Below are 20671 nucleotides of genomic sequence, written 5' to 3' on the forward strand. Positions count from 1 at the left end.
CACCGTAAAAAGGGTTAAAATCTAAGTAAGTATCGACTGCCTAAGCTTGCATAGCATTACCAAGTCCTTAGCGAAACCATCTATTGCTTGTGTGATTCGGCGTCCACCGAGCCGCACAGGCCCCGTTGAACCAAGTCTCCTGGAGGATGCGCGGCAATACCGCAAACATTTGGAAGTATAATTTTCCCATGTTGGAGCTAATTTCGTCGATCCTCACGTATTCTAAAGTATAGAGTAGGCAACGAATACTTGTGTCATCTTCTATTCCAATACCCGGCAGCACACTGGGGCAAACATGGAACCAAATCTGTGATCCAGTTAACAGAACGCGTGAAATAGCGGGTCGTTAGGCATAGGGCGTGAAATTACGAGCGCACGATCAGCACCTGCAATTAGTTCCATTCTCGCGTGGGTGGCGTCCCCCTTGCCTGCGTAAAATTTTACGCAATATGAGCAGGCGCGTTTCAGCCTGTTCCCCGGTTTTGTGACCCCTGCCGGGCGCGTTAAGCAGAACAAAACGGCCCATCTCGCACTATCTGCCCGAAAGCAACAAAGCCGGCACGTCGAGATCGAGAGGGATCTCGCGAAGCCCGGAAGGGGATGTCAGATGGAGACCGCTGGTCGCTGGCGCGCTTGGCGCGCAATCCTTGTTATGTGCGGATTGGTCCTGCTCGGATCGGCCGCCGAGCTTCGCGCCGGCACGCTGCTGTCGCCCGGCGCCGGCGTCCTTGTGCGCAAATCCGCCGAGCCCTTCGGCGTGTTCGCCTTCGCCATCTCGTCGGGCGGCCTGCAACGGAAATGGCTCGCGCTGAAGGACAAGCTCGACGACGACATGGTGCAGCTCGCGCTGTGCGATGGCGATCGGGACAATTGCGCATCGCCTGCGGCCCTGAAGCTGCTCGCCATCGTCGACCAGGCTCGTGATCGCGACGGCCGTGCGCGGCTGGGCGAGGCCAACCGCGCCGTCAACTTCGCCATCCGGGCCGTCAATGACGGCACCAATGACGTCTGGAGCTCGCCGCTTGCGACCTTCCAGCGCGGCGCCGGCGATTGCGAAGACTACGCTATTGCCAAGCTCGCCGCACTGCGGCTCGCCGGCATTGCCGCTGAAGACCTCCGCATCGTCGTGGTGCGCGACACCCGCGCCGGCGAGGCGCATGCCGTGGCCGCCGCGCGGCTCGACGGCCACTGGCTGATGCTCGACAACCGCCGCATGGCGATGGTCGAGGACGACGCTGCGCGGAGCTACCAGCCGCTGTTCGTGCTCTACCAGTCGGCCGTGATGAAATATGTCGACGAACCCGCGCGGTTCTCGATCGCAGCCACCGAGCCGCGGTGATCCACTTTGTAGCGCGCATGAAGACAACGGGCCGGCGCAAGGCGCTGCCCGACGGCTGGCGTTGCCGGGAGGACGAACTGGCCCCGGTGAATTCGGGGACGGCGGGTGGGGGATCGTAGCCGGTCGCGCTTTCTTCCTTCTCTCCTGCGGCAGAAGGTGGCGCGAAGCGCCGGGTCTGTCTGCGCTCGCAAGACTGTTCGTGAGAATAGAACCCCTCACCCGGCTTCGCATTCGCGAAGCGACCCTCTCCGACGAGGGGAGAGGGTGCACCGTTCGCGCGGCAAGAGCGAGCGCATCAAAACATCAGATTGTCCTTCACCAGCACCCAACGGCCGCCCTTGACCTGCTGTACCTGGGTGATCGTGTTGGCGAGGTGATCGGTCTTGGAGAACTTGGTCGGGGGCGAGTTGAAGATGTCGAGGAATTTCTCGCCCGACTCGAGCGCGTCCAGCATCTTCTGACCTGTGAGATCCTTGCCCGCTTTCTCCGCGTAGAACGCAAACGTCATCACCGCGTTGTAGCCGATGATCGCCTGCGTGTTGGCGTCGGTGCCAAACATCTTCTTGTAGTTCACCAGCCAGTCCTTGACCTTGCCCTTGGCGGTGTCCTCGTAGGGAATCTCGAAGCCGCTGGCGGCGTAGAGACCTTCGACGGCTTCCTTGCCGAGCATCGGCACCTCCATCACGTTGGTCGGCGTGGCACCGAGGAAGGTGACGTCCCAGCCGAGTTTCTTGGCTTCGGTCATCGCTCCTATGGTCTCGCGGAGCACGGTGCCGAGCACGACGAGGTCGCAGCCGTCGGACTTCATCTTGGCGATCTGCGCGCTGAAGTCGGAGGCGCCGCGCTTGTAGCTCGTGATCGAAGCCGGCTGAGCCTTCATCGCGGTGAGCTGCTGGTTGAAGCCGTCGAGCACGTTCTTACCGTACTCGTCATCCTGATGCATGATGCAGGGCTTCTTGAAGCCCTTCCACTCCATCATGTATTTCAGCGCGGCCCGCGTGCTCTCGACGTAAGGCAACAGGTTGTTGAACTTCAGTCGCTCCTGCGGCTTGGCCGGATCGAACTTGAAGGTGAACTCGGCCGCCGTCAGCGGGAAGAGCTGCAGTACGCCGGCGTCGAAGAGGATGTCCTGCGCGGCGAGGACCGTCGGTGATCCCATAGGTCCCACCATCGCGAAGATCTTGTCGCGCTCGATCAGTTTTTGCGACGCCAGCACGGCCTTTTTCGGATCATAGCCGCTGTCCTCGATGACCAGTCGAATCTTGCGGCCGTTGATCCCGCCGGACGCATTGATCTCCTCGGTCGCCATCTTCATGCCGTTTGCAACCGGGACGCCCCAACCCTTGATCGGTCCCGACAGGTCCTGGTGAGTGCCGATAACGATCTCGGATGCCGAGATGCCTTCGTTGGTGACCTTGGTTTGCGCCGCGGCCGGCAGACAGGTGAGCACCACGGCACTCACAGCAAGGCCGAACGCGCTGAATGATTTCGACATTGACGTCTCCTCTCCTAAAGGCCCGTGTTGGACGAAGGGCGAGGGCCATCGCTCCTCCGCTTGCTTGAATGGGCTCGCTTTTCTTTTCTGCACATGCCCCGTCGGGAAACCGACTCCCACTCTTCCGGGGGCATGTGAGTCACGCCACCGCACGCTGGCGATACATCGCCTCGATCTCGGCAGCGTAGCGCTTGTTCACGAAGCCGCGCTTCAGCTTCATGGTCGGCGTCAGTTCCTCGTCTTCCGGAGTGAGCTGGCGCTCGATCAGGTAGAACTTCTTGATGGTCTCGACGCGGGCAAAATTGCCATTGACCTGTTCGATCTCGCGCCAGATCAGGTCCTGAATCTCCGTCGCCCGGCACAGGCTGGCATAATTGGTGAACGGGATGTCGTGGTCCTGCGCGAATTTCTCGACATTCTCCTGGTCGATCATGACGAGGCAGGTGAGATAGGGCCGCTTGTCGCCGATCACCACGGCGTCCGAAATGTAGGGCGAGAATTTGAGCTGGTTCTCGATCTCGGACGGCGTGATGTTCTTGCCGCCCGAGGTGATGATGATGTCCTTCATCCGGTCGGTGATGCGGACGAAGCCTTCATTGTCGATGGTGCCGACGTCGCCGGTGTGCAGCCAGCCGCGGGAATCGATGGTTTCGGCGGTCTTCTCCGGCTGGTTCAGGTAGCCCATGAACAGGAAGTCGCCTTTGATCAGGATCTCGCCGTCGGGCGACAGCACGACCTCACCCCAGGGGACGGCCGTGCCGACCGAGCCGAGCTTGATCCGCTCCGCCGGCATCATGGTGGCAACCCCGCAATTCTCGGTCTGGCCATAGACTTCGTGCATGTCGATGCCGAGCGCGAGATACCAGCGGATCAGTTCGGGGGCGATCGGCGCGGCGCCGGTGAAGGCGATGCGGCAGCGGTCGAGCCCAATCATGCGGCGAATGTTGCGGAAAGCGACGCGATAGGCGAGACGGTTGGCGAGGCGCAGCATCAGCGGCGGCCTCCTGCCCTCGAGCCGGCAATCGACCATGCGGTAGCCGATGCCGATGGCGCGGCGATAGACCCATTGCTGGAGCGGCGTCGCATCCTTCAGCGCGATGGTGATCGCGGAATAGAATTTTTCCCAGATCCGTGGCACTGCGAGGAAAACGGTCGGCTGCACCTCGCGCAAATTATCGGGCACGGTCTCCGGGCTCTCGGCAAAGTTCATCACCGAGCCGAGCGCGACCGAGATGTAATAGCCGCCGACGCGCTCGGCAACGTGACAGAGCGGCAGAAAGATCAGCCGGTCCTCGTCCTCTTGCGCGGGAATGAAGTCGCTGGCGTGCCGCATCTGATGCGTCACGCTGCGGTTGGCATGCATCGCGCCTTTCGGCGGACCTGTCGTGCCCGACGTGTAGACGAGGATCGCGAGATCGCCGGCGCCGCGGCTGTCGATCATCTCCTGCCACAGCGCCTCGCGGCCGACCATGTGGTTGCGGCCGAGCGCGCGGAACTCGTCGAGCGACATCACCATGTCGTCGGAGAAACCGCCGAGGCCCTCCATGTCGAACACGATGATCTTCTGCAAGGTAGGACAGCGCGCCCGGCAGGCGAGGACCTTGTCGAGTTGCTCCTCGTCCTCGACGAAGATCACCTTTGTTCTGGAGTCGTTGACGAGATATTCGACCTGGGACGATGCGTCGGTGGGATAGATGCCGGAGGAGACGCCCCCGGCGCACAGGATGCCCATGTCGGCATGGACCCATTCGGGCACGGCATTGGCGATGATGGAGGCGACGTCGCCGGGCATGAAGCCGATCGCGCGAAGCGCATAGGCGACCTCTTTTGAGATATCCAGCCATTGGCGCCAGCTCGTCGGCTGCCAGATGCCGAACTTCTTCTCGCGGATCGCCGGCCTGTCGCCCCGCGTCTCGACGGCGCACAGGAAGCTCTTCGCGATCGTATCAGCGACCGTCAGCACCGCCGGTCGGGCCATGCACCTCTCCTCCTTGTCGCGATCCCCTCCGTCGCCTGCCTTGCCGGCGGTCTATGTCTTGCGGAGGGGCTCGTCCATCTAACGCCACGTTTTCTTCTTTTTCCAGCGCCGTTCGCCTCTAGCGCCCACTTCCTTGGCGCCAAGGTAAAATTCCTGGATGTCCTGGGAATGCATCAAGCGGTCGCAGGTGTCGTTCATCACGATCCGGCCGATCTCCAGGACATAGCCGTAATGCGCGGTCTCCAGCGCCACCTTGGCGTTCTGCTCGACCAGCAGGATCGACATGCGCTGCTCCTCGTTGACGCGGCGGATGATGGTGAAGATCTCCTTCACCATCAGCGGCGACAGACCGAGCGAGGGTTCGTCGAGCAGGAGCAGCGTCGGCCGGTTCATCAGGGCGCGGCCGATCGCCAACATCTGCTGCTCGCCGCCGGAGAGCTGACCGGCCGGCTGGTTGATGCGCTCCTTCAGGCGCGGGAAATAGCCGTAGACGCGCTCCAGATCTTCCGCGACGCCGTCACGGTCCCGGCGCGGATAGGCGCCCATCATCAGGTTCTCGCGCACCGAGAGGAACGGGAAGACTTCGCGCCCCTCCGGCACGTGACTGAGGCCGAGCCGCACGATCCTGTCGGCTTCCATGCGCTGGATCGGCTTGCCCATGAACTCGATCGCGCCCTTCTGCGGATCGAGGATGCCGGAGATGGTCTTGAGCACTGTGGTCTTGCCGGCGCCATTGGCGCCGAGCAGCGTGACGATGCGGCCGCGCGGTACCTCCAGCGAGATGCCGCGGATCGCCATGATCGGCCCGTAATAGCTCTCGATGTTCGAGAGTTTCAAGATGGTCTCGGGTGTCGCGGTCGCATCCATCGACTCAGGCTCCCAGATACGCGGCGACGACATCGGGGTGCTGCTGCACCTCGGCCGGAGAGCCCATCGCCAGCACCCGGCCATAGTTGAGAGCAATGACGCGGTCGGAAACGCGGTTCACCAGCGACATGTCGTGCTCGACCATAAGCACGGTGACGCCGAGTTCGTTTTTCATGTCGCGGATCCAGAACGACATGTCGTCGGTCTCCTCGACATTGAGGCCGGAGGACGGCTCATCCAGCAGGATCAGCTTCGGCTCCGAGCACAGCGCGCGCGCCAGCTCGATCACCTTGCGCACGCCATAGGGAAGGCCCGAGATCAGCTTGTCGCGATAGGGTTCGAGATCGAGGAATTCGATCACCTGCTCGACCCGGCGGCGGTGCACCTTCTCGTTGGCCCGTACGCTCGGCAGGAACAGCAGCTCCTGCCAGAGTTGGGTGGTGGAATGGCGGTGGCGTCCAACCAGCAGATTGGAGAGCACGGTCGCGTTCTCGAACAGCTCGATGTTCTGGAAGGTGCGGGCAATACCGAGCTTGGCGATGTCGTAGGGCGGCTGTTCGGTGATGTCCTGGTCCTCGAAGAAGATGCGGCCCGACGTCGGCCGGTAGATGCGCGAGATCAGGTTGAAGATCGAACTCTTGCCGGCGCCGTTGGGACCGATGATCGAGAGGATCTCGCCCTTCTCGATCGCGAACGAGACCGTATCGACGGCCTTGAGACCGCCGAAGTGCAGCGACAGGTTCTCGGCGCGGAAATAGCTCATCGGTTGCGCTCCGATTTCACGTAGATCTTCTGCCGCTTGAAGGTGGCGCGCTTGTAGAGCGGGAACAGTTGGAAGAAGAGCTTGATCTTGAGCCAGCGGCCGTAGAGGCCGAGCGGCTCGAACAGCACGAACAGCACGATGATGACGCCGTAGATCGCGCCTTTCAGGCCGTTGAGCGAGGCGAAGGCTGCGACCTTGGACTGAATGTTGCCCGCAGTCGCCGAGCTCGCACCAAATGTCGCGGCGATGCCGGCGATAATGCCGGGCATGTCGTCCTTGAGGTAAGTCAGGAACGGATCGATCATCACGATAAAGATCGCGCCCAGAACCGCGCCGTGCAGGCTGAAGGCGCCGCCGATCAGGATCACGATGATGAACTCGATCGAGAGCTGCAGCGTGAACATCTCCGGCGAGATGAACGAGAGCTTGTGCGCGAACAGCACCCCGGCAAAACCGGTGATCGCCGCCGAGATCGCAAAGGACTTCACCTTGTAGAGCGCAACATTGACGCCCATGCTGCGCGCCGCGGTCTCGGAGTCGCGGATCGCAACAAAGGCGCGGCCCGTCGGCGAGCGCAGCAGATTGAGCGTGCCGACGATGGTCAGCACCAGCACGGCAAGGCAGAGGTAATAGAAGGTCGGGCTGTCGCGCGGGACCGTGACGCCGAGCAGCGATAGCGTCTTGACCCGCATGCCTTCATTGCCGTTGGTGACGCTCTCCCAGCGCGCCAGGATCTCCTCGACGATCAAGGCAAAGGAGATGGTGGCGATGACGAGATAGATGCCTGTCAGGCGCAGGGCGGGAAAGCCGACCATCGCGCCGATGATCCCGGTCAAAACTCCGGCAGCGAGGAAGTAGACCGGGAACGGCACGTTGTATTTCTGCAAATACGCCGCTGTATAGGCCCCGATCGCGAGGAACGCTGCGTGCCCGAGCGAAGCCTGGCCGGTAAACCCGGTCAGGATCAGCAGCGCCACGCCGACGGTCGCATAGATGCAGACGAAGACGAGCTGGCTCATCAGGTAGCTGGAGAGCAGATAGGGCGCGATCAGCAGCAGTGCGAGCAGGACGCCATAGGTGGCGACGTAGCCCGAATGCGGAAACAGCTTGATGTCGTCCTCATAATCGGTCTTGAACAGGAAGCGCATGGCGTTCAGACCTTCTTGCGGACGTGGAGGCCGAACAGGCCTTCAGGTTTCAAGAGCAGCACGGCGAGCAGCACGATGTAGGGTGCGACGTCCTTCCAACCTTCGGCCAAATAAAAGCCGGCCATGCTCTCGATCACGCCGATCAGCACGCCGCCGACGACCGCGCCCGGGATCGAGCCGAAGCCGCCGAGCACGGCGGCCGGAAAGGCCTTCAGGCCGAGCACGAGGCCGACATTGGAATGGATGAAGGTGATCGGCGCCAGCAGCACGCCGGCGCAGGTGGCGACCGCCGCGCTAATGGCCCAGACGATCGACACCACGCGCTTGACCGGAATACCCATGTAATAGGCCGCCAGCATGTTCTCGGAACTGGCGCGCATCGCAGTGCCAAGCGTGGTCTTGTTGAAGAACAGCCACAGCAGCGCGCACAGGATCATTGTTGCTGCGATCACCGAGAGCTTGTCGTAGGCAAGGACCAGAGAGCCCATGCGCAGCACCCCCTGGCTGAAGGGGGTCTCGATTTTCAAATCGTCGGTGCCCCAGATCATGCCGGCGATCGAGCGCAGGAAATAGCCGAGGCCTATCGTCGCCATGATGATGGAGAATTGTGGATAGCCGAGGATCGGCCGCACCACCACGCGCTCCGCCAGCATGCCGAACAGCGCCATGGCGGCCACGGCACCGGCAAAGCCGATCCAGTAGTTCAGACCCATCATGCCGATGAAGGTGAAGGCGAAGAAGCCGCCGAGCATCATCAGATCGCCCTGGGCGAAATTGACGACCTCGGTGGCCTTGTAGACGAGCACGAAGCCGAGCGCGATCAGGCCGTAGACGCAGCCGAGCGCAACACCGCTGACCAGCTGCTGAACGAAATCCAGCATCGCCGCGCATCCTCCCGACGCAACCAACGGTTCTTCCTGACCGCCTTGTTGCATCTTGTGTCCAGTCGCTACGCAGTCGTTTCGCTGCGTCAGCGCCATTTGTCCGAGGCCAATTCAGCCTGAACCGCCAAGCGCTGTCAACAAACGGACACTTGCCTTTAGGATAACGGAATTTGTCGGCCGTAGATTCACGGTGCCGAAACATCTTAAAGTCATGGTCGCGGACGATGCAAAACCGGATGGTGTGGCCGTCATGAAGCCGGACAGCTCGGCGCTGGAAGTCCTGGGGTTAACGAAGCGTTTTGACCGTTTGGCGGTCGATGGCCTCGATCTCACCATTCATGCCGGCGAATTCTATGCCCTGGTCGGCCCTAACGGCGCCGGCAAAACCACCACCCTGCGCATGGTCGCAGGCCTGCTGCGGCCCGATGCCGGACGCGTCTCGATCTTCGGCATCGATGCGCTCCAAAATCCGGTCGCCGCCAAGCAGATGATGGCATGGGTGTCCGACGAGCCGATGATCTACGACAAGCTGACGCCGCTTGAATATCTCGAGTTCGTCGCCGGTCTCTGGGGTATCGCGCCGTCCAGCTCGGAACCGGTTGCGCAGGAGCTTCTCGGCTCGCTGGGCCTCGAGTCGCATCGGCACGAACGCTGCGAAGGCTTTTCCAAAGGCATGCGCCAGAAGGTGGCGCTGGCCGGCGCGCTGGTGCACGATCCCCGCCTCATCATCCTCGACGAGCCGCTGACGGGGCTCGATGCCGTTTCCGCCCGCCATGTGAAGGGCCTCCTCAGCGAGCGCGTCCGCGCCGGCTGCACCGTCATCATGACCACGCATATTCTCGAGGTCGCCGAGCGCATGGCCGACCGCATCGGCGTGATCGCATCGGGCCATCTGGTCGCCGAAGGCACGCTTGACGAACTGCGCCGGCAGAACGGCCATGACAATACCAGCCTGGAAGACCTTTTCATCGCGCTGGTGACGTTTCCGGACGCCGCATGAGCTCGGCGACCGCGTTCTCCTGGTTCGCTCGTCACGAGCTCCGGCTCGCCTGGCGCGAATGGTTTGCCATGATGACCGGCGGCCAGCGCAAGCGAGCGCGCGCCGCCGTCATCGGCCTGTTGTTCTTCGCAGCACTCCTGCACGTGCCGGCCTGGGCGGTGATCGGCCGCTTCGCCGATCTGCAACTGCCGCTCGATAAGGCCTCGCTGATCGTGATCTCGGCGACGATCTTTCTGGCCTGGAGCTTGATGCTGTCGCAGGCGATCGAATCGGTGACACGGGTGTTTTACGCCCGTGCCGATCTCGACCTCATCATGTCCTCGCCGGCGAGGCTGGCCAACCTGTTCTCGGTCCGCATTGCCGCGATCGCGCTGACCGTCACGGTGATGGCGCTGCTGTTCTCGACGCCCTTCATCGACGTGCTGGTGATCGGCGGCGGTGCGCGATGGCTCAGCGCGTTGGGCGTCGTGGTCGCGATGGGCCTGTCGGCGGCGGCGATCGCGATTGCCGTCACCATTCTCCTGTTTCGGCTGATCGGGCCGGCGCGGACGCGCTTGATCGCCCAGATCCTCGCCGCGGTCATCGGCGCTGGCTTCGTGATCGCGCTTCAGGTCGCCGCGATCATGTCCTACGGCACGCTGTCGCGCTTCACCATCCTGACCTCGGGTAGCCTCGCCGCCTACGCGCCTGATGTCGACAGCATCTGGTGGTGGCCGGCGCGGGCGACCATGGGCGACTGCGAGGCGCTGTTGCTGCTTCTCGCGCTCGGGCTCGTGCTGCTCGGAAGCGTCATGGCGATCTTTTCGGGCCGCTTTGCCGATACCGCCATCGATGCGGCGGCGTATGGCGCATCCGGCCGCGTGCGCGCGAAGGAGCGCCCATTCCGCGGCGGATCGCGGCAGCAGGCGCTGCGGCGCAAGGAATTTTCGCTGCTCTGGCGCGATCCCTGGCTGATCTCGCAGACCCTGATGCAGTTGCTCTATCTGGTGCCGCCGGCGCTGCTGCTCTGGCGAAATTTTGCCGACAGCTCGGCAGCGCTGACGCTGATCACGCCTGTCATCGTGATGGCGGCCGGACAGCTTGCCGGCGGGCTTGCCTGGCTGACCATCTCGGGCGAGGACGCGCCCGACCTGGTCGCGACCGCGCCGCTGACGCCATCCAGCGTCATCCGTGCCAAGATCGAGGTGGTGCTGATCGCGACCGCCGTGATCTTCTGCCCTCTGGTGGCGGCGCTGGCCTTCGCCTCGCCAATCCAGGCGGCAATTAGCGCCGGCGCAATCATTATCAGTGCGGCCTCCGCCACCGCGATCCAGCTCTGGTTCCGGGTGCAGGCCCGGCGCAGCCAATTCCGCCGCCGCCAGACCTCCTCGCGGCTTGCGACTTTTGCCGAAGCCTTCTCCTCGATCGGTTGGGCCGCGACTGCGGCGCTGCTGCTCGCTCTCCCCATCGCCGGCCTTATCAGCGGCCTGATCACGGCTAGCCTCATTGCCATCACCTGGAAGTTCAGCCCGCGGCGTGAATAAGCCACGCTAGCGAAAGGTGCGACACTGACGCGCTGTTGATCGCAGCCCATTGGCCACGCGCCGCATTGCACGCTAGACTTTCTCGTGAAGTCATCGGAGACGGATGCATGTGGCGACTGGTTTCGGCGGCTTTGGCGCTGTTCGGCGTATCCCTCGCACCTGCCCTCGCCCAACAGCCACCTCAACGCAGCGAATGCCTGGCGATGGCCAACGCGACGCCGCGCGCGCTGCCGGTCGCGTTCCGGCAGGCCGCCGGCTCAGCCGAGGTCGAGATCACCTATGCCGGCCACTCCACCTATTTCATCGATACGCCCGGGGGCCTGCGCATCGCCACCGACTATAGCGGCGCCTATCAGGTGGGACCGCTGCCCGATGTGGTCACCATGAACCGTGCGCACAGCACGCACTACACCCTATTCCCGGACAAGCGCATTCCCCATGTGCTGCACGGCTGGGGCGTGGACGGCCAGCCGGCGATCGTATCGGAGCGCATCGGCGATACCTTCATCCGCAACGTCACCACCGACATCCGCCGTTATTTCGGCGACGATACTGGCGCCGACATGATCCGCGACGGCAACTCGATCTTCATCTTCGAGGTCGCCGGCCTCTGCATCGGTCATCTGGGTCATCTTCATCACAAGCTCGACGACAGCCATTTCGCCCAGATCGGGCGGCTCGACATCGTGATGGTGCCGATCGACGGCACCTATACCATGTCGCTGGACGGCATCTCCGAGATCACGAAACGGCTGCGCGCCTCGGTGGTGCTGCCGATGCACCGCTTCGCCACCCCGCTCGACACTTTCATGCGCCGGATCGGCCAGCAGTTCGAGATCGACCAGCGCATCGAGCGGTCGTTCCGGATCTCGCGGGATGCTCTGCCGTCGAAGCCGACCGTGATCATCCTCGACGGGGTCTGACGCGCGAAGCCGGAACACATGAACGTCCTCTGACTTGGTTTGCTTCAAGATCATCCTTGGTCGGAGCAATCATGAGCAGACGATTTTCTATCCTCGGCTCATTCGCCGCGATATATTTGCTGTGGGGTTCCACCTACTTTGCCATCACATTGGGCCTAGAATCGATCCCGCCATTTTTGCTGATGGCGCTCCGCTCGTTCTGCGGCGGCATTGCGCTATTGGCGATGAGCGGTGGGCAGGTCGCAAACGTATCCTCGCAGGCGTGGGCGCGGGCGAGCCTTTGCGGACTGCTCTTCTTCGTCGGCTGCCACGGCGTGCTCGCTTATGCCCAGCAATCGATTCCTTCGGGCGCGGCAGCGATCGTTCTTGCTACCATCCCGTTCTGGATCTTGCTGATCGATGTCTTGTTCCCCGGCGATCAGCGACCAAAACCCCTCGCCCTGCTTGCGCTCGTGCCCGGCTTCTTCGGCGTTGGTCTCGTGGCGTGGCAGAACGTCGAGCAGGCGGGCATCAGCATTCTTCCCGTCGTCCTTCTCCTGGCTGCGGCCTTGTCATGGTCGGTCGGGACCGTCCTGTCCCGGAGCATGTCGCACCAGGCGTCCGCCGTCCTGCTGTCGGGCATGCAGCTTACGATCGGCGGTGCCGTGTTGTTCGCAATCAGTTGGCTGACGGGCGAGATCCCAAGCTTCAGGCCGAGCGACGTCTCGCCGACTTCGCTTGCCGCGGCGCTTTGGCTGATCATCTCAGGCAGCGTGATCGGATTCGTCGCCTACAATTGGCTACTGGAGAACGTCTCGACCTCGTTGGTATCGACCTACACTTTCGTCAACCCGGTGATCGCAGTGCTGCTCGGTACCGTCATTCTGGGCGAGCCGTTTTCACGTCTGATGCTGCTTGGCGCGGTCCTCGTCATTGTCTCCATCATCGTCATCTGGCTGGCGGAACGTTCAGCGAGCCGGCGAACGAACGATGCGACCGATCGCGGCATGAGGCATCTGTCGCCACGCAAGACCTGACGACCGCGGACGGCAATTTTCTCCAAGTCGCTAAGGCACGTTCATGCTGATCTCCTCGCAAGAGGAGATCGACATGACAGATTTTGCGAGATTGTTGCATGCGGACGGACCGAACCCAGAGCACGCGGAGGCGCTGCAGCTTTACGGTCGTTTTGTCGGCGACTGGGACGCCGAAATCACCGCCCACGGGCTCGATGGAACCAAACACACAGCGTCAGGCGAAATCCATTTCGGCTGGGTACTGGAGGGGCGCGCCGTGCAGGACGTCTGGATGATTCCTCGTCCCGCCGGCAGCCCGGCCTTTCCGATCGCCGGCAATTGGTACGGCACGACGCTGCGTATCTATGACCCAACCATTGCCGCGTGGCGGATTTCCTGGTTCGATCCAGGCCGCAGCGTGTTCCGCCAGCAGATCGGCCGTCCGCGCGGCGACGCCATCGTACAGGAAGGCACGACCGAAGCCGGCGAGCTGACGCGCTGGAGCTTTACGGAGATTACCGACAATTCCTTTCACTGGCTCGGGGAGGTCAGGCCGACCGCCGTAGCGGACTGGCGGCTGATGGTCGATGTGAAAGCAAAGCGGCGCGAGGGCTGACGACTGTGCCGCTGTGCTAGCGATGACGGGTGCGGTTGCATGACGCGCGCTGCCGCGTGACGAGATGAGGTGCTAGGCTCCCAGCACAAACACAGAGGGAGCGAACGCCGATGACCGCAAGTGGATTGCCTGCCAATACGAGCGGACTGTTTGTCGAGCCGCGCGAGGACTGGCTTGCGCAGCACCAGGAGGAGATCATCGATGCGCCCCGGCCGATCGTCGATCCTCACCACCATCTCTGGAATCGCGGGCACCGCTATCTGATCGAGGAGATGGCGGCCGACATCGCCTCTGGCCACAACATCGTCGCAACCGTCTATGTCGATTGCCGCTCGATGTATCGTGCGCATGGGCCAGAGGCGTTCCGGCCCGTCGGCGAGGTCGAGTTCGCCAACGGCGTCGCGGCGATGAGCGCGAGCGGTGGTTACGGCAAGGCGGCGATCTGTGCGGGCATCGTCAGCCACGCCAATCTGCTGCTGGGCGACGCGGCCAAGCCGGTGCTGGAAGCGGAGATCGCGGCGGGCCACGGCCGCTTCCGCGGCATCAGGCATTCCTCGGCCTGGGACGAAGACCCCGTGGTCGCCGGCATGTATGCGAACCGGCCGAAGGGCCTTTTGCAGGATCCGACCTTCCGCAAGGGATTTGCCTGCCTCGCGCCGCTGAACCTCAGCTTCGATGCCTGGCTGTTTCATCCGCAGATCGGCGAACTGACCGAGCTTGCGCGCGCCTTCCCCGACACCCGGATCGTGCTCGACCATTGCGGCGGCCCCGCCGGCGTCGGCCGCTTTGCGGGACGGCGCGAGGAGGTGTTTTCGCAGTGGCGCGCCTCGATCCGCGAGATCGCGAAATGCGAGAACGTGGTGGTTAAGCTCGGCGGGCTCGCGATGTGCCTGCTCGGCTATGACTTCCATCGGCGCGAGAAGCCGCCGTCATCCGAGGAGCTTGCCGCAGCCTGGCGGCCTTATGTCGAGACCTGCATCGAGGCATTTGGCCCAAGGCGCGCGATGTTCGAGAGCAATTTCCCGCCGGACAAGGGCCAGTGCAGCTATCAGGTGATCTTCAACGCCTTCAAGCGCATCGCGGCGGCCCTGAGCGAGGCCGAAAAGACGGCGCTGTTCTCGCAGACCGCCATCGATTTCTATCAGCTCGAACTGCCGTCGTGACGAGAAGAGGGGCCGGGATGTTGATCCCGGCCCCTCTTCCGTCGTGGCCGCTGGGAAGCGTCCTTGAAACGTTATTGTTCGGGCTCTAGCCGGCACCCATCAAGGAGGCCGGACGGCGCTCGCCGCTGGAGGTGAACATCTTCTTGAGCTTGTTGACCACACGGATCAGAAAGCCGATCATCACGGGATTGGTCTTGCGGCAGAAGGCGATCTTCTTGACGTGCCCTTCGACATGCCATTTGGCATGCGCGCCGTCGCGGAAGAAAATGACGTCGCCGGGGCCGTAGCGCTTCGGCGGCATGCCGTCGCTTTCGAGCACGATCGATCCTTCCATGATCATGATCGTCTCGTCGATATCGTAGTACCAGTTGAAGCGCCCTTCGGTGCAGGCCCAGATGATGGTTTGGGCCGTGCCGTCGGCACTGGTGGACAGGACGCGCGAGCGCGACACCGGGTTACCCTCGATGATCCAGGACGGCTCGATCGGCCGCAGCTCCAGATCCACATTGCAACTGCCGATCTCAATCATTGCGCGCGACATCTGTTTCCTCGGGGAATGAAATAAGTTTGACCGGGTCGGAGCCCGGACTGTTTCAATGATCCTCGCGACGCTAGTGATCGGCTTTTAATTCTTCCTTACGCAGACCTCGACAATCGGCCGTAGTTGAAGCCGCGAAGCGCGTTAACGCAGTGATTTCCTGCCAATTGGACTATGTGAACCCATCTTTGCCGGGGGGTGCGACAAAATGCGCGAGGGAGTCATCGATGCTCCTCGCGCTCGAGGTTCTGACAGCCAATCGCGGTGCTCACCTCTCCTACAGGAGAGGTGAGCAGGTTACTTCGCCCACTCGCCCTTGCGGAACACCGGCACCTTGCTGCCGTCGGCGAGAATGCCGTCGATGTCGGTCTCGGCCGAGCCGATCATCCAGTCGATATGGATCAGGCTCTGGTTGCCGCCCTGCGCGGCGATCTGCTGCGGCGTGAGCTGCGCGCCGTTGACGAAGCATTTCGAGTAGCACTGGCCGAGCGCGATGTGGGACGCCGCGTTCTCGTCGAACAGCGTGTTGTAGAACAACAGTCCGCTCTGCGAGATCGGCGAGGAATGCGGCACCAGCGCCACCTCGCCGAGGCGGCGCGCGCCCTCGTCGGTGTCGAGCACCTTGTTCAGCACCTCCGCGCCGCGCGAGGCCTTTGCGTCGACGATCTTGCCGTCCTCGAAGCGCACCGAGATGTTATCGATCAGGGTGCCCTGGTAAGACAGCGGCTTCGAGCTCACGACGTGGCCGTAGACGCGGCGGCAATGCGGCGTGGTGAAGACCTCTTCGGTCGGAATGTTGGCGTTGCAGCTGATGCCGTTCTTGGAGAGCGAGGCGCCGCCTTCCCATTCATGGCCATCGGCAAGTCCGATGGTGAGGTCGGTGCCCGGCCCCGAATATTGCAGCGCGCGGAAACGCTGGCCATTGAGCCAGTTGGTGCGCTCGCGCAGGACCGCATTGTGGCTCGCCCAATTGCTAATCGCGTCCTCACGGTCGACGCGGGACGCCGCAAAGATTGCATCCGCGAGCTTGCCGATTGCGGCGTCCTCAGGGTCGTCAGGAAACACCTGCCTGGCCCAGGAAGGGCTCGGATAAGCGATGATGTTCCAGTTGGTATCGAAATTGACGATTTTTTCCAGCGCCGGTTGATAGGCCATGGAATTGGCCTTGCTGGCGCGCGCCACCTTGGAGGGATCCTCGCCCGACAGCAGCATCGGATTGTCGCCGACGATGGCGAGCCGTGCGGTGTTGTCCGAGAATGCCTTGGCCATGCCCTCATACAGCCAGCCGGCAGCACGATCGAAACTATCGTCGTGGCCGTGGCGGTAGCGCGCCAGCGTCATCTCCTCATCCGACAGGATCGGCGTTACGATGCCGGCGCCGGCCTTGTAGGCGTGCACGGCGATCCGCCGCACCAGCGGCAGTGCGACCGCAGGCGCCGTCAGAAGAAGATCCTGCCCCGGCCGCAAACCCAGCCCCACCTTCACCGCCACCTCGGCCAGCCGGTCGAGTTTCGCGGGATTGATGGGAGTAGCGGAATTGCGGTGATCAGTCATACGGGGCCCTCTGCCGAAAGTCTCTCGTTCAATCTAAGCCCAGGATCGCGAGGCGCAAGTGCGCGAGCACCTTGCGGCAGGGAGAGATACGCAGTTTCACGCATATTGGTTTTCAACGCGTTGCCGATTTCAGCACCCGGTCAACCATGGCGGGCGCAAGGCCGAGGTAATTTCTTGGCGAGGTGAGTGCCTCGATTGTGGCACGGTCGATGCAGTTCAAGACGCGGGAGTCGGATGAAAGCGCATCCGCCAGCGAGAGACTTTTCTCATTGGCGAGCCGGCAGGCGTCATAGACCATGTCATGCGCCTCCTGCCGCCCGATTTGCGGCGCGAGCCCCATCATGACCGCTTCGGCCACGATCAGGCCGCGGCTGATGGCGAGATTGTCATTCATCTTCGCCTCGTCCACGATGAGGCCTGCGAGCGCAAACTTCGCCTGGTGCAGCGCGCCGGCGGTCAGCACGAAGCTTTCTGGGATTGCCATCCATTCGGCGTGCCAGGGGCCGGTGGCGCGCTCGAAATCCTGCACCATCGCATCCAGCATCAGGCCTGCATGCTGGCGCACCGCCTTGGACGCCGCAAGCATCAGTTCGGAGGAGATCGGGTTGCGCTTCTGCGGCATGGTGGAGGAGGCGCCGCGCCCCTTGACGAAGGGTTCGTAGAGCTCGGCAAACTCGGTCGAAGCCATGATCATGATGTCGAGCGCTATCTTGCCGAGCGAGCCGGTGACGAGCGCCAGGAAGTTCACGGCCTCGGCAAAGCCGTCGCGCGCGACGTGCCAGGTCGAGGCGGGAACGCCGAGCTTCAGCTCGGCGCAAAGCGCCTCCTGCACCTCGAATCCCTTGTCGCCGAGCGAAGCCAGCGTGCCGGCAGCGCCGGCAAACTGGCCGACCAGGACGCGCGGCCTCAACTGCGTCAGACGCCCGGCATGACGGTCGAACATCGCGAGCCAGATCGCGGTCTTGTAGCCAAACGTCACTGGCAGCGCCTGCTGCAGATGGGTGCGGCCCGCCATCGGCGTATCGCGATATCGCTTGGACAGGTCTGCAAGAATGCGGCGCAGTTCGGCAATGTCCCTTTCGACGATTTCGAGCGCGGCACGCAGTTGCAGGACCACCGCGGTGTCCATGATGTCCTGCGTGGTCGCGCCCCAATGCACGTAGCGGCCAGACTCGCCGCACTGCTTCACCATCTGATGCACCAACGGCAGGATCGGATAGCCGACGATGTCGGTCTCCTGCCGCAACAGATCGAAATCGAGCGCGGCAACATTGGTCCGGGCCGCGATCTGATCGGCGGCGTCCTGCGGTATCACGCCGCATCTGGCCTCTGCCTTCGCCAACGCGACCTCGACCTCGGCATAGCGCGCCACCAGCGCGATATCGGAGAACACCTCCCGCATCTCGGGCGTGCCGAAGGCGTCCCGGAACAGCATGGAGTCGAGCACGGTGGTCCCAGTGGGAAAAGCGGGCATGGGCATTTCTTCGTGGTTGGAGTGTTCTGTGTGAAGGCAGCTTACGCGGGCCATGCTATTCGACAATGCCTGCCATACGACCGATGTCGTCCTGGCGGATGCCCGTGGGCATTCGCCGGGCATTCGCCAGACGACGCTGGGGAGATGTCCGACACTGCCGACGTCGCTACGCTTGCGGATTAAGCCAGCGGCAATCCGCGCCAAGCCTCCACATTCTGTCGAGGTCGTGTTCCCATCCGAAAACAGCATAATTGGCATCACGCGATCGTGGTGAACCTGACAGTCCCTTCGTCGGACTTACAGGTTTCAAGTCGAAATCCATTTTAATTTTTGTATTGCCTGATGTCGTTGTGAGGACTGAGTTTTCGACGTGCAATTTCTGTTCCGGGACCATCTTCTCGATACCGACCGGCGCGAGCTGAGCCGCGAGCAGGTTCCCGTTGCCGTGGAACCTCAGGTTTTTGACCTGGTCGTGCATCTCATGGAGAACCGCGACCGGGTGGTCAGCAAGGGTGAGCTGATCGACAAGATCTGGCACGGCCGCAGCGTCTCCGAATCGACGCTGACCAGCCGGATCAACGCGGCACGCAAGGCGATCGGTGACAATGGCGCGAACCAGGCGCTGATCCGCACCATCGCGCGCAAGGGCTTTCGCTTCGTTGGCGACGTCGAGGCAAAGCGCGGCGCGGCCGTTCAGGAACCCGGCCCCGCGGCGCCGTTGGCGCAGACCACGCTCGCGCTACCCGACCGGCCCGCAATCGCCGTGCTGCCCTTCACCAACATGAGCGGCGACCGCGAGCAGGACTATTTCTCCGACGGCATCAGCGAGGATATCATCACCGCCCTGTCGAAGCTGCGCTGGTTCTTCGTCGTCGCGCGCAACTCGTCCTTTGTCTACAAGGGGCGCGCTGTGCACGTCCACGAGGTCGCACGCGAGCTCGGCGTGCGGTACGTGATCGAAGGCAGCGTGCGGCGTAGCGGCGAGCGCCTGCGTATCTCGGCGCAGCTCAACGATGCCTCGACCGGCAGCCATCTGTGGGCCGAGCGCTACGACCGCGAGCTCGCCGACGTCTTCGCCGTGCAGGACGAGATCACCGAGGCGATCGTCGCGGCGATCGAACCGCAGCTCTACGCCGCCGAGAGCTTTCGCGCCCAGCAGAAGCCGCCGGGCAGCCTGGATGCCTGGGATCTGGTGATGCGCGCATTGTCGCGTTACTGGCGCATCACGCGCGAGGACAATGCCGCTGCGCAGGAGCTGCTGGAAAAGGCAATCGCGATCGATCCCGCCTATGGCAAGGCGCTGGGCCTGCTCGCGACCAGCCGCATCTTCGGTGCGCATATGGGCTGGGCGGAAATGGCTGCAACCGTGCCGGTCGCCGAACGCGCGGCGCTGGCGGCGGTGGAAGCCGATCGCGACGATGCCTGGGCGCATCACGGCCTCGCCTATACTTATCTGTTCCGCCGCCGCTTCGAGGACGCATTGGCGGAGTTCGATCTGGCTCTCAAGCTCAATCCGAATTTCGCGATGGCGTACGCCTTCTACGGTGTGACGCTGTGCTACGCTGGACGATGGCAGGACGGCGACGCCGCCGCGCGCCGTGCGTTGCGGCTGAGCCCGCGCGATCCGCTCGCCGGGATCTATGGTGGAGTTGCGGCCTACGCCCGGTTCATCGGCCGCGACTACGAAGGAGCCGTGCAGATGGCGCGCGAATCGCTGCGGCAACGCAGCGATTTCGTCGGCGCGCATCGTGTGCTGACAGCCGCGGCCGGTATGTCGGGAAACGCGGCCCTTGCCGCGTCCGCCCTGCACGGCCTGCGCCGCGCCCAGCCCGGCATTTCGCTTGCCTGGATCACGCGCGAGCTGCCGATGCTACGCGACGAGGATCGCGCGCATTACCTGGAAGGATTGCGGCGCGCAGGGATGAGGTAGCTCGCCACAGCTTACCCTGCCCTGGGGGCCTCCAGGGGAGGGTCAGAAAAGTCCTACTCCTGCATCATCTCGCCGCTGCCGCCGAACTCGGCAGGAAAGTCCTTCAGCTTGGGCAGGCCATCGCGCATCGGCAGCACCGTCTCGGCATAATTGACGTGGACGCCTGGCGAAAATGCGAGCGTGGGGATGGTGGCGGTGAAGACGTCCACCAGGCCGAGCGGCGGGTGGTTGGTCATGAGATGACCGCCGCACTTCTTGCAATATTTGCGTTGGCTGAGCGGCGTCTTGGCGAAGGTCTCGACGTTCTGGGCGCCTTCGGTGATGCGCACCGCCTCGGGCTTCCACAGGCTGAAGGCATTCACCGGTCCGCCCGACCACGACCTGCAAGAACGGCAATGGCAATAGCCCATCGCCTCCGGCTCGCCCGTGACCTCGATCGTGACTGCGCCACAGAAGCAGTTTCCGAGATGTTTCATTTTGC

Annotated in this window: 18 protein-coding genes; 8 read left to right on the plus strand and 10 right to left on the minus strand. The window is 63.0% G+C overall.

Going from position 1 to position 20671, the window contains the following annotated elements; genetic code table 11:
* Positions 1–607 precede the first annotated feature (607 nt).
* Complete coding sequence (locus tag IVA78_RS12110) at positions 608–1339, plus strand: transglutaminase-like cysteine peptidase (protein ID WP_247421652.1); 732 nt, start codon at positions 608–610, stop codon at positions 1337–1339.
* Between the two features lie 295 nt (positions 1340–1634).
* Here the strand turns inward: IVA78_RS12110 and IVA78_RS12115 are convergent, their stop codons facing one another.
* The 6 genes from IVA78_RS12115 to IVA78_RS12140 all read right to left on the minus strand — a co-directional run bounded on the left by IVA78_RS12115 (position 1635) and on the right by IVA78_RS12140 (position 8471).
* Positions 1635–2834, minus strand: coding sequence for an ABC transporter substrate-binding protein (locus tag IVA78_RS12115; RefSeq protein ID WP_247465426.1), 1200 nt, complete (start codon positions 2832–2834; stop codon positions 1635–1637).
* Positions 2835–2973: 139 nt separating this feature from the next.
* Complete coding sequence (locus IVA78_RS12120) at positions 2974–4812, minus strand: AMP-dependent synthetase/ligase (protein WP_247281708.1); 1839 nt, start codon at positions 4810–4812, stop codon at positions 2974–2976.
* Positions 4813–4890: 78 nt separating this feature from the next.
* Positions 4891–5679 (minus strand): ABC transporter ATP-binding protein, encoded by a 789-nt coding sequence (locus IVA78_RS12125; RefSeq protein WP_247281709.1) that lies wholly within the window; start codon positions 5677–5679, stop codon positions 4891–4893.
* A gap of 4 nt (positions 5680–5683) precedes the next feature.
* Positions 5684–6442: an ABC transporter ATP-binding protein gene (locus IVA78_RS12130; protein WP_247281710.1), complete on the minus strand. Its 759-nt coding sequence runs from the start codon at positions 6440–6442 to the stop codon at positions 5684–5686.
* Positions 6439–7590: a branched-chain amino acid ABC transporter permease gene (locus IVA78_RS12135; RefSeq protein WP_247281711.1), complete on the minus strand. Its 1152-nt coding sequence runs from the start codon at positions 7588–7590 to the stop codon at positions 6439–6441. Before IVA78_RS12135 ends, IVA78_RS12130 begins: the two co-directional genes overlap by 4 nt.
* 5 nt (positions 7591–7595) lie before the next feature.
* Positions 7596–8471, minus strand: coding sequence for a branched-chain amino acid ABC transporter permease (locus IVA78_RS12140; protein WP_247281712.1), 876 nt, complete (start codon positions 8469–8471; stop codon positions 7596–7598).
* Between the two features lie 253 nt (positions 8472–8724).
* Here IVA78_RS12140 and IVA78_RS12145 point away from each other — a divergent pair, with 253 nt between their 5' ends.
* From IVA78_RS12145 to IVA78_RS12170, 6 genes are all read left to right on the plus strand, one after another.
* Positions 8725–9474: an ABC transporter ATP-binding protein gene (locus tag IVA78_RS12145; RefSeq protein ID WP_247282043.1), complete on the plus strand. Its 750-nt coding sequence runs from the start codon at positions 8725–8727 to the stop codon at positions 9472–9474.
* Positions 9471–10997 carry a permease gene (locus IVA78_RS12150; protein ID WP_247281713.1) on the plus strand — a complete coding sequence of 509 codons (1527 nt, stop codon included), beginning with the start codon at positions 9471–9473 and terminating at the stop codon, positions 10995–10997. The genes IVA78_RS12145 and IVA78_RS12150 overlap by 4 nt, the downstream gene beginning before the upstream one ends.
* Before the next feature lie 107 nt (positions 10998–11104).
* Positions 11105–11920: an MBL fold metallo-hydrolase gene (locus tag IVA78_RS12155; RefSeq protein WP_247281714.1), complete on the plus strand. Its 816-nt coding sequence runs from the start codon at positions 11105–11107 to the stop codon at positions 11918–11920.
* A 71-nt stretch (positions 11921–11991) separates the two neighbouring features.
* On the plus strand, positions 11992–12936 hold the full coding sequence (locus IVA78_RS12160; protein WP_247281715.1) for an EamA family transporter: 945 nt from the start codon (positions 11992–11994) through the stop codon (positions 12934–12936).
* A gap of 73 nt (positions 12937–13009) precedes the next feature.
* Positions 13010–13531, plus strand: a complete 522-nt coding sequence (locus tag IVA78_RS12165; RefSeq protein WP_247282044.1) for a hypothetical protein — start codon at positions 13010–13012, stop codon at positions 13529–13531.
* Between the two features lie 110 nt (positions 13532–13641).
* Positions 13642–14694 carry an amidohydrolase family protein gene (locus tag IVA78_RS12170; RefSeq protein ID WP_247281716.1) on the plus strand — a complete coding sequence of 351 codons (1053 nt, stop codon included), beginning with the start codon at positions 13642–13644 and terminating at the stop codon, positions 14692–14694.
* 85 nt (positions 14695–14779) lie between these two features.
* On the opposite strand, the gene IVA78_RS12175 is transcribed toward IVA78_RS12170, so the two are convergent.
* From IVA78_RS12175 to pcaB, 3 genes are all read right to left on the minus strand, one after another.
* Positions 14780–15235, minus strand: a complete 456-nt coding sequence (locus tag IVA78_RS12175; RefSeq protein WP_247281717.1) for a cupin domain-containing protein — start codon at positions 15233–15235, stop codon at positions 14780–14782.
* 294 nt (positions 15236–15529) lie between these two features.
* Positions 15530–16786, minus strand: a complete 1257-nt coding sequence (locus IVA78_RS12180; protein ID WP_247281718.1) for an aminopeptidase — start codon at positions 16784–16786, stop codon at positions 15530–15532.
* A gap of 112 nt (positions 16787–16898) precedes the next feature.
* Positions 16899–18260: a 3-carboxy-cis,cis-muconate cycloisomerase gene (gene pcaB / locus IVA78_RS12185; RefSeq protein ID WP_247281719.1), complete on the minus strand. Its 1362-nt coding sequence runs from the start codon at positions 18258–18260 to the stop codon at positions 16899–16901.
* Between the two features lie 370 nt (positions 18261–18630).
* Here pcaB and IVA78_RS12190 point away from each other — a divergent pair, with 370 nt between their 5' ends.
* Complete coding sequence (locus IVA78_RS12190; RefSeq protein WP_247281720.1) at positions 18631–20190, plus strand: winged helix-turn-helix domain-containing protein; 1560 nt, start codon at positions 18631–18633, stop codon at positions 20188–20190.
* A gap of 53 nt (positions 20191–20243) precedes the next feature.
* Here IVA78_RS12190 and IVA78_RS12195 read toward each other — a convergent pair whose 3' ends face one another.
* A complete protein-coding gene (locus IVA78_RS12195) occupies positions 20244–20666 on the minus strand; it encodes a GFA family protein (protein ID WP_247281721.1) in 423 nt (140 codons plus the stop codon).
* Positions 20667–20671 lie beyond the last annotated feature (5 nt).

Origin of the sequence: Bradyrhizobium sp. 137, assembly GCF_023074095.1 — a bacterium.
GTDB lineage: Bacteria > Pseudomonadota > Alphaproteobacteria > Rhizobiales > Xanthobacteraceae > Bradyrhizobium.

Coding starts and splice junctions, on each gene's coding strand:
- IVA78_RS12175 (WP_247281717.1), bottom strand. CDS start 15,235: ATGTCGCGCGCAATGATTGAGATCGGCAGTTGCAATGTGGATCTGGAG.
- IVA78_RS12115 (WP_247465426.1), bottom strand. CDS start 2,834: ATGTCGAAATCATTCAGCGCGTTCGGCCTTGCTGTGAGTGCCGTGGTG.
- IVA78_RS12155 (WP_247281714.1), top strand. CDS start 11,105: ATGTGGCGACTGGTTTCGGCGGCTTTGGCGCTGTTCGGCGTATCCCTC.
- IVA78_RS12110 (WP_247421652.1), top strand. CDS start 608: ATGGAGACCGCTGGTCGCTGGCGCGCTTGGCGCGCAATCCTTGTTATG.
- IVA78_RS12170 (WP_247281716.1), top strand. CDS start 13,642: ATGACCGCAAGTGGATTGCCTGCCAATACGAGCGGACTGTTTGTCGAG.
- pcaB (WP_247281719.1), bottom strand. CDS start 18,260: ATGCCCGCTTTTCCCACTGGGACCACCGTGCTCGACTCCATGCTGTTC.
- IVA78_RS12120 (WP_247281708.1), bottom strand. CDS start 4,812: ATGGCCCGACCGGCGGTGCTGACGGTCGCTGATACGATCGCGAAGAGC.
- IVA78_RS12130 (WP_247281710.1), bottom strand. CDS start 6,442: ATGAGCTATTTCCGCGCCGAGAACCTGTCGCTGCACTTCGGCGGTCTC.
- IVA78_RS12180 (WP_247281718.1), bottom strand. CDS start 16,786: ATGACTGATCACCGCAATTCCGCTACTCCCATCAATCCCGCGAAACTC.
- IVA78_RS12150 (WP_247281713.1), top strand. CDS start 9,471: ATGAGCTCGGCGACCGCGTTCTCCTGGTTCGCTCGTCACGAGCTCCGG.
- IVA78_RS12135 (WP_247281711.1), bottom strand. CDS start 7,590: ATGCGCTTCCTGTTCAAGACCGATTATGAGGACGACATCAAGCTGTTT.
- IVA78_RS12125 (WP_247281709.1), bottom strand. CDS start 5,679: ATGGATGCGACCGCGACACCCGAGACCATCTTGAAACTCTCGAACATC.
- IVA78_RS12165 (WP_247282044.1), top strand. CDS start 13,010: ATGACAGATTTTGCGAGATTGTTGCATGCGGACGGACCGAACCCAGAG.
- IVA78_RS12140 (WP_247281712.1), bottom strand. CDS start 8,471: ATGCTGGATTTCGTTCAGCAGCTGGTCAGCGGTGTTGCGCTCGGCTGC.
- IVA78_RS12160 (WP_247281715.1), top strand. CDS start 11,992: ATGAGCAGACGATTTTCTATCCTCGGCTCATTCGCCGCGATATATTTG.
- IVA78_RS12195 (WP_247281721.1), bottom strand. CDS start 20,666: ATGAAACATCTCGGAAACTGCTTCTGTGGCGCAGTCACGATCGAGGTC.
- IVA78_RS12145 (WP_247282043.1), top strand. CDS start 8,725: ATGAAGCCGGACAGCTCGGCGCTGGAAGTCCTGGGGTTAACGAAGCGT.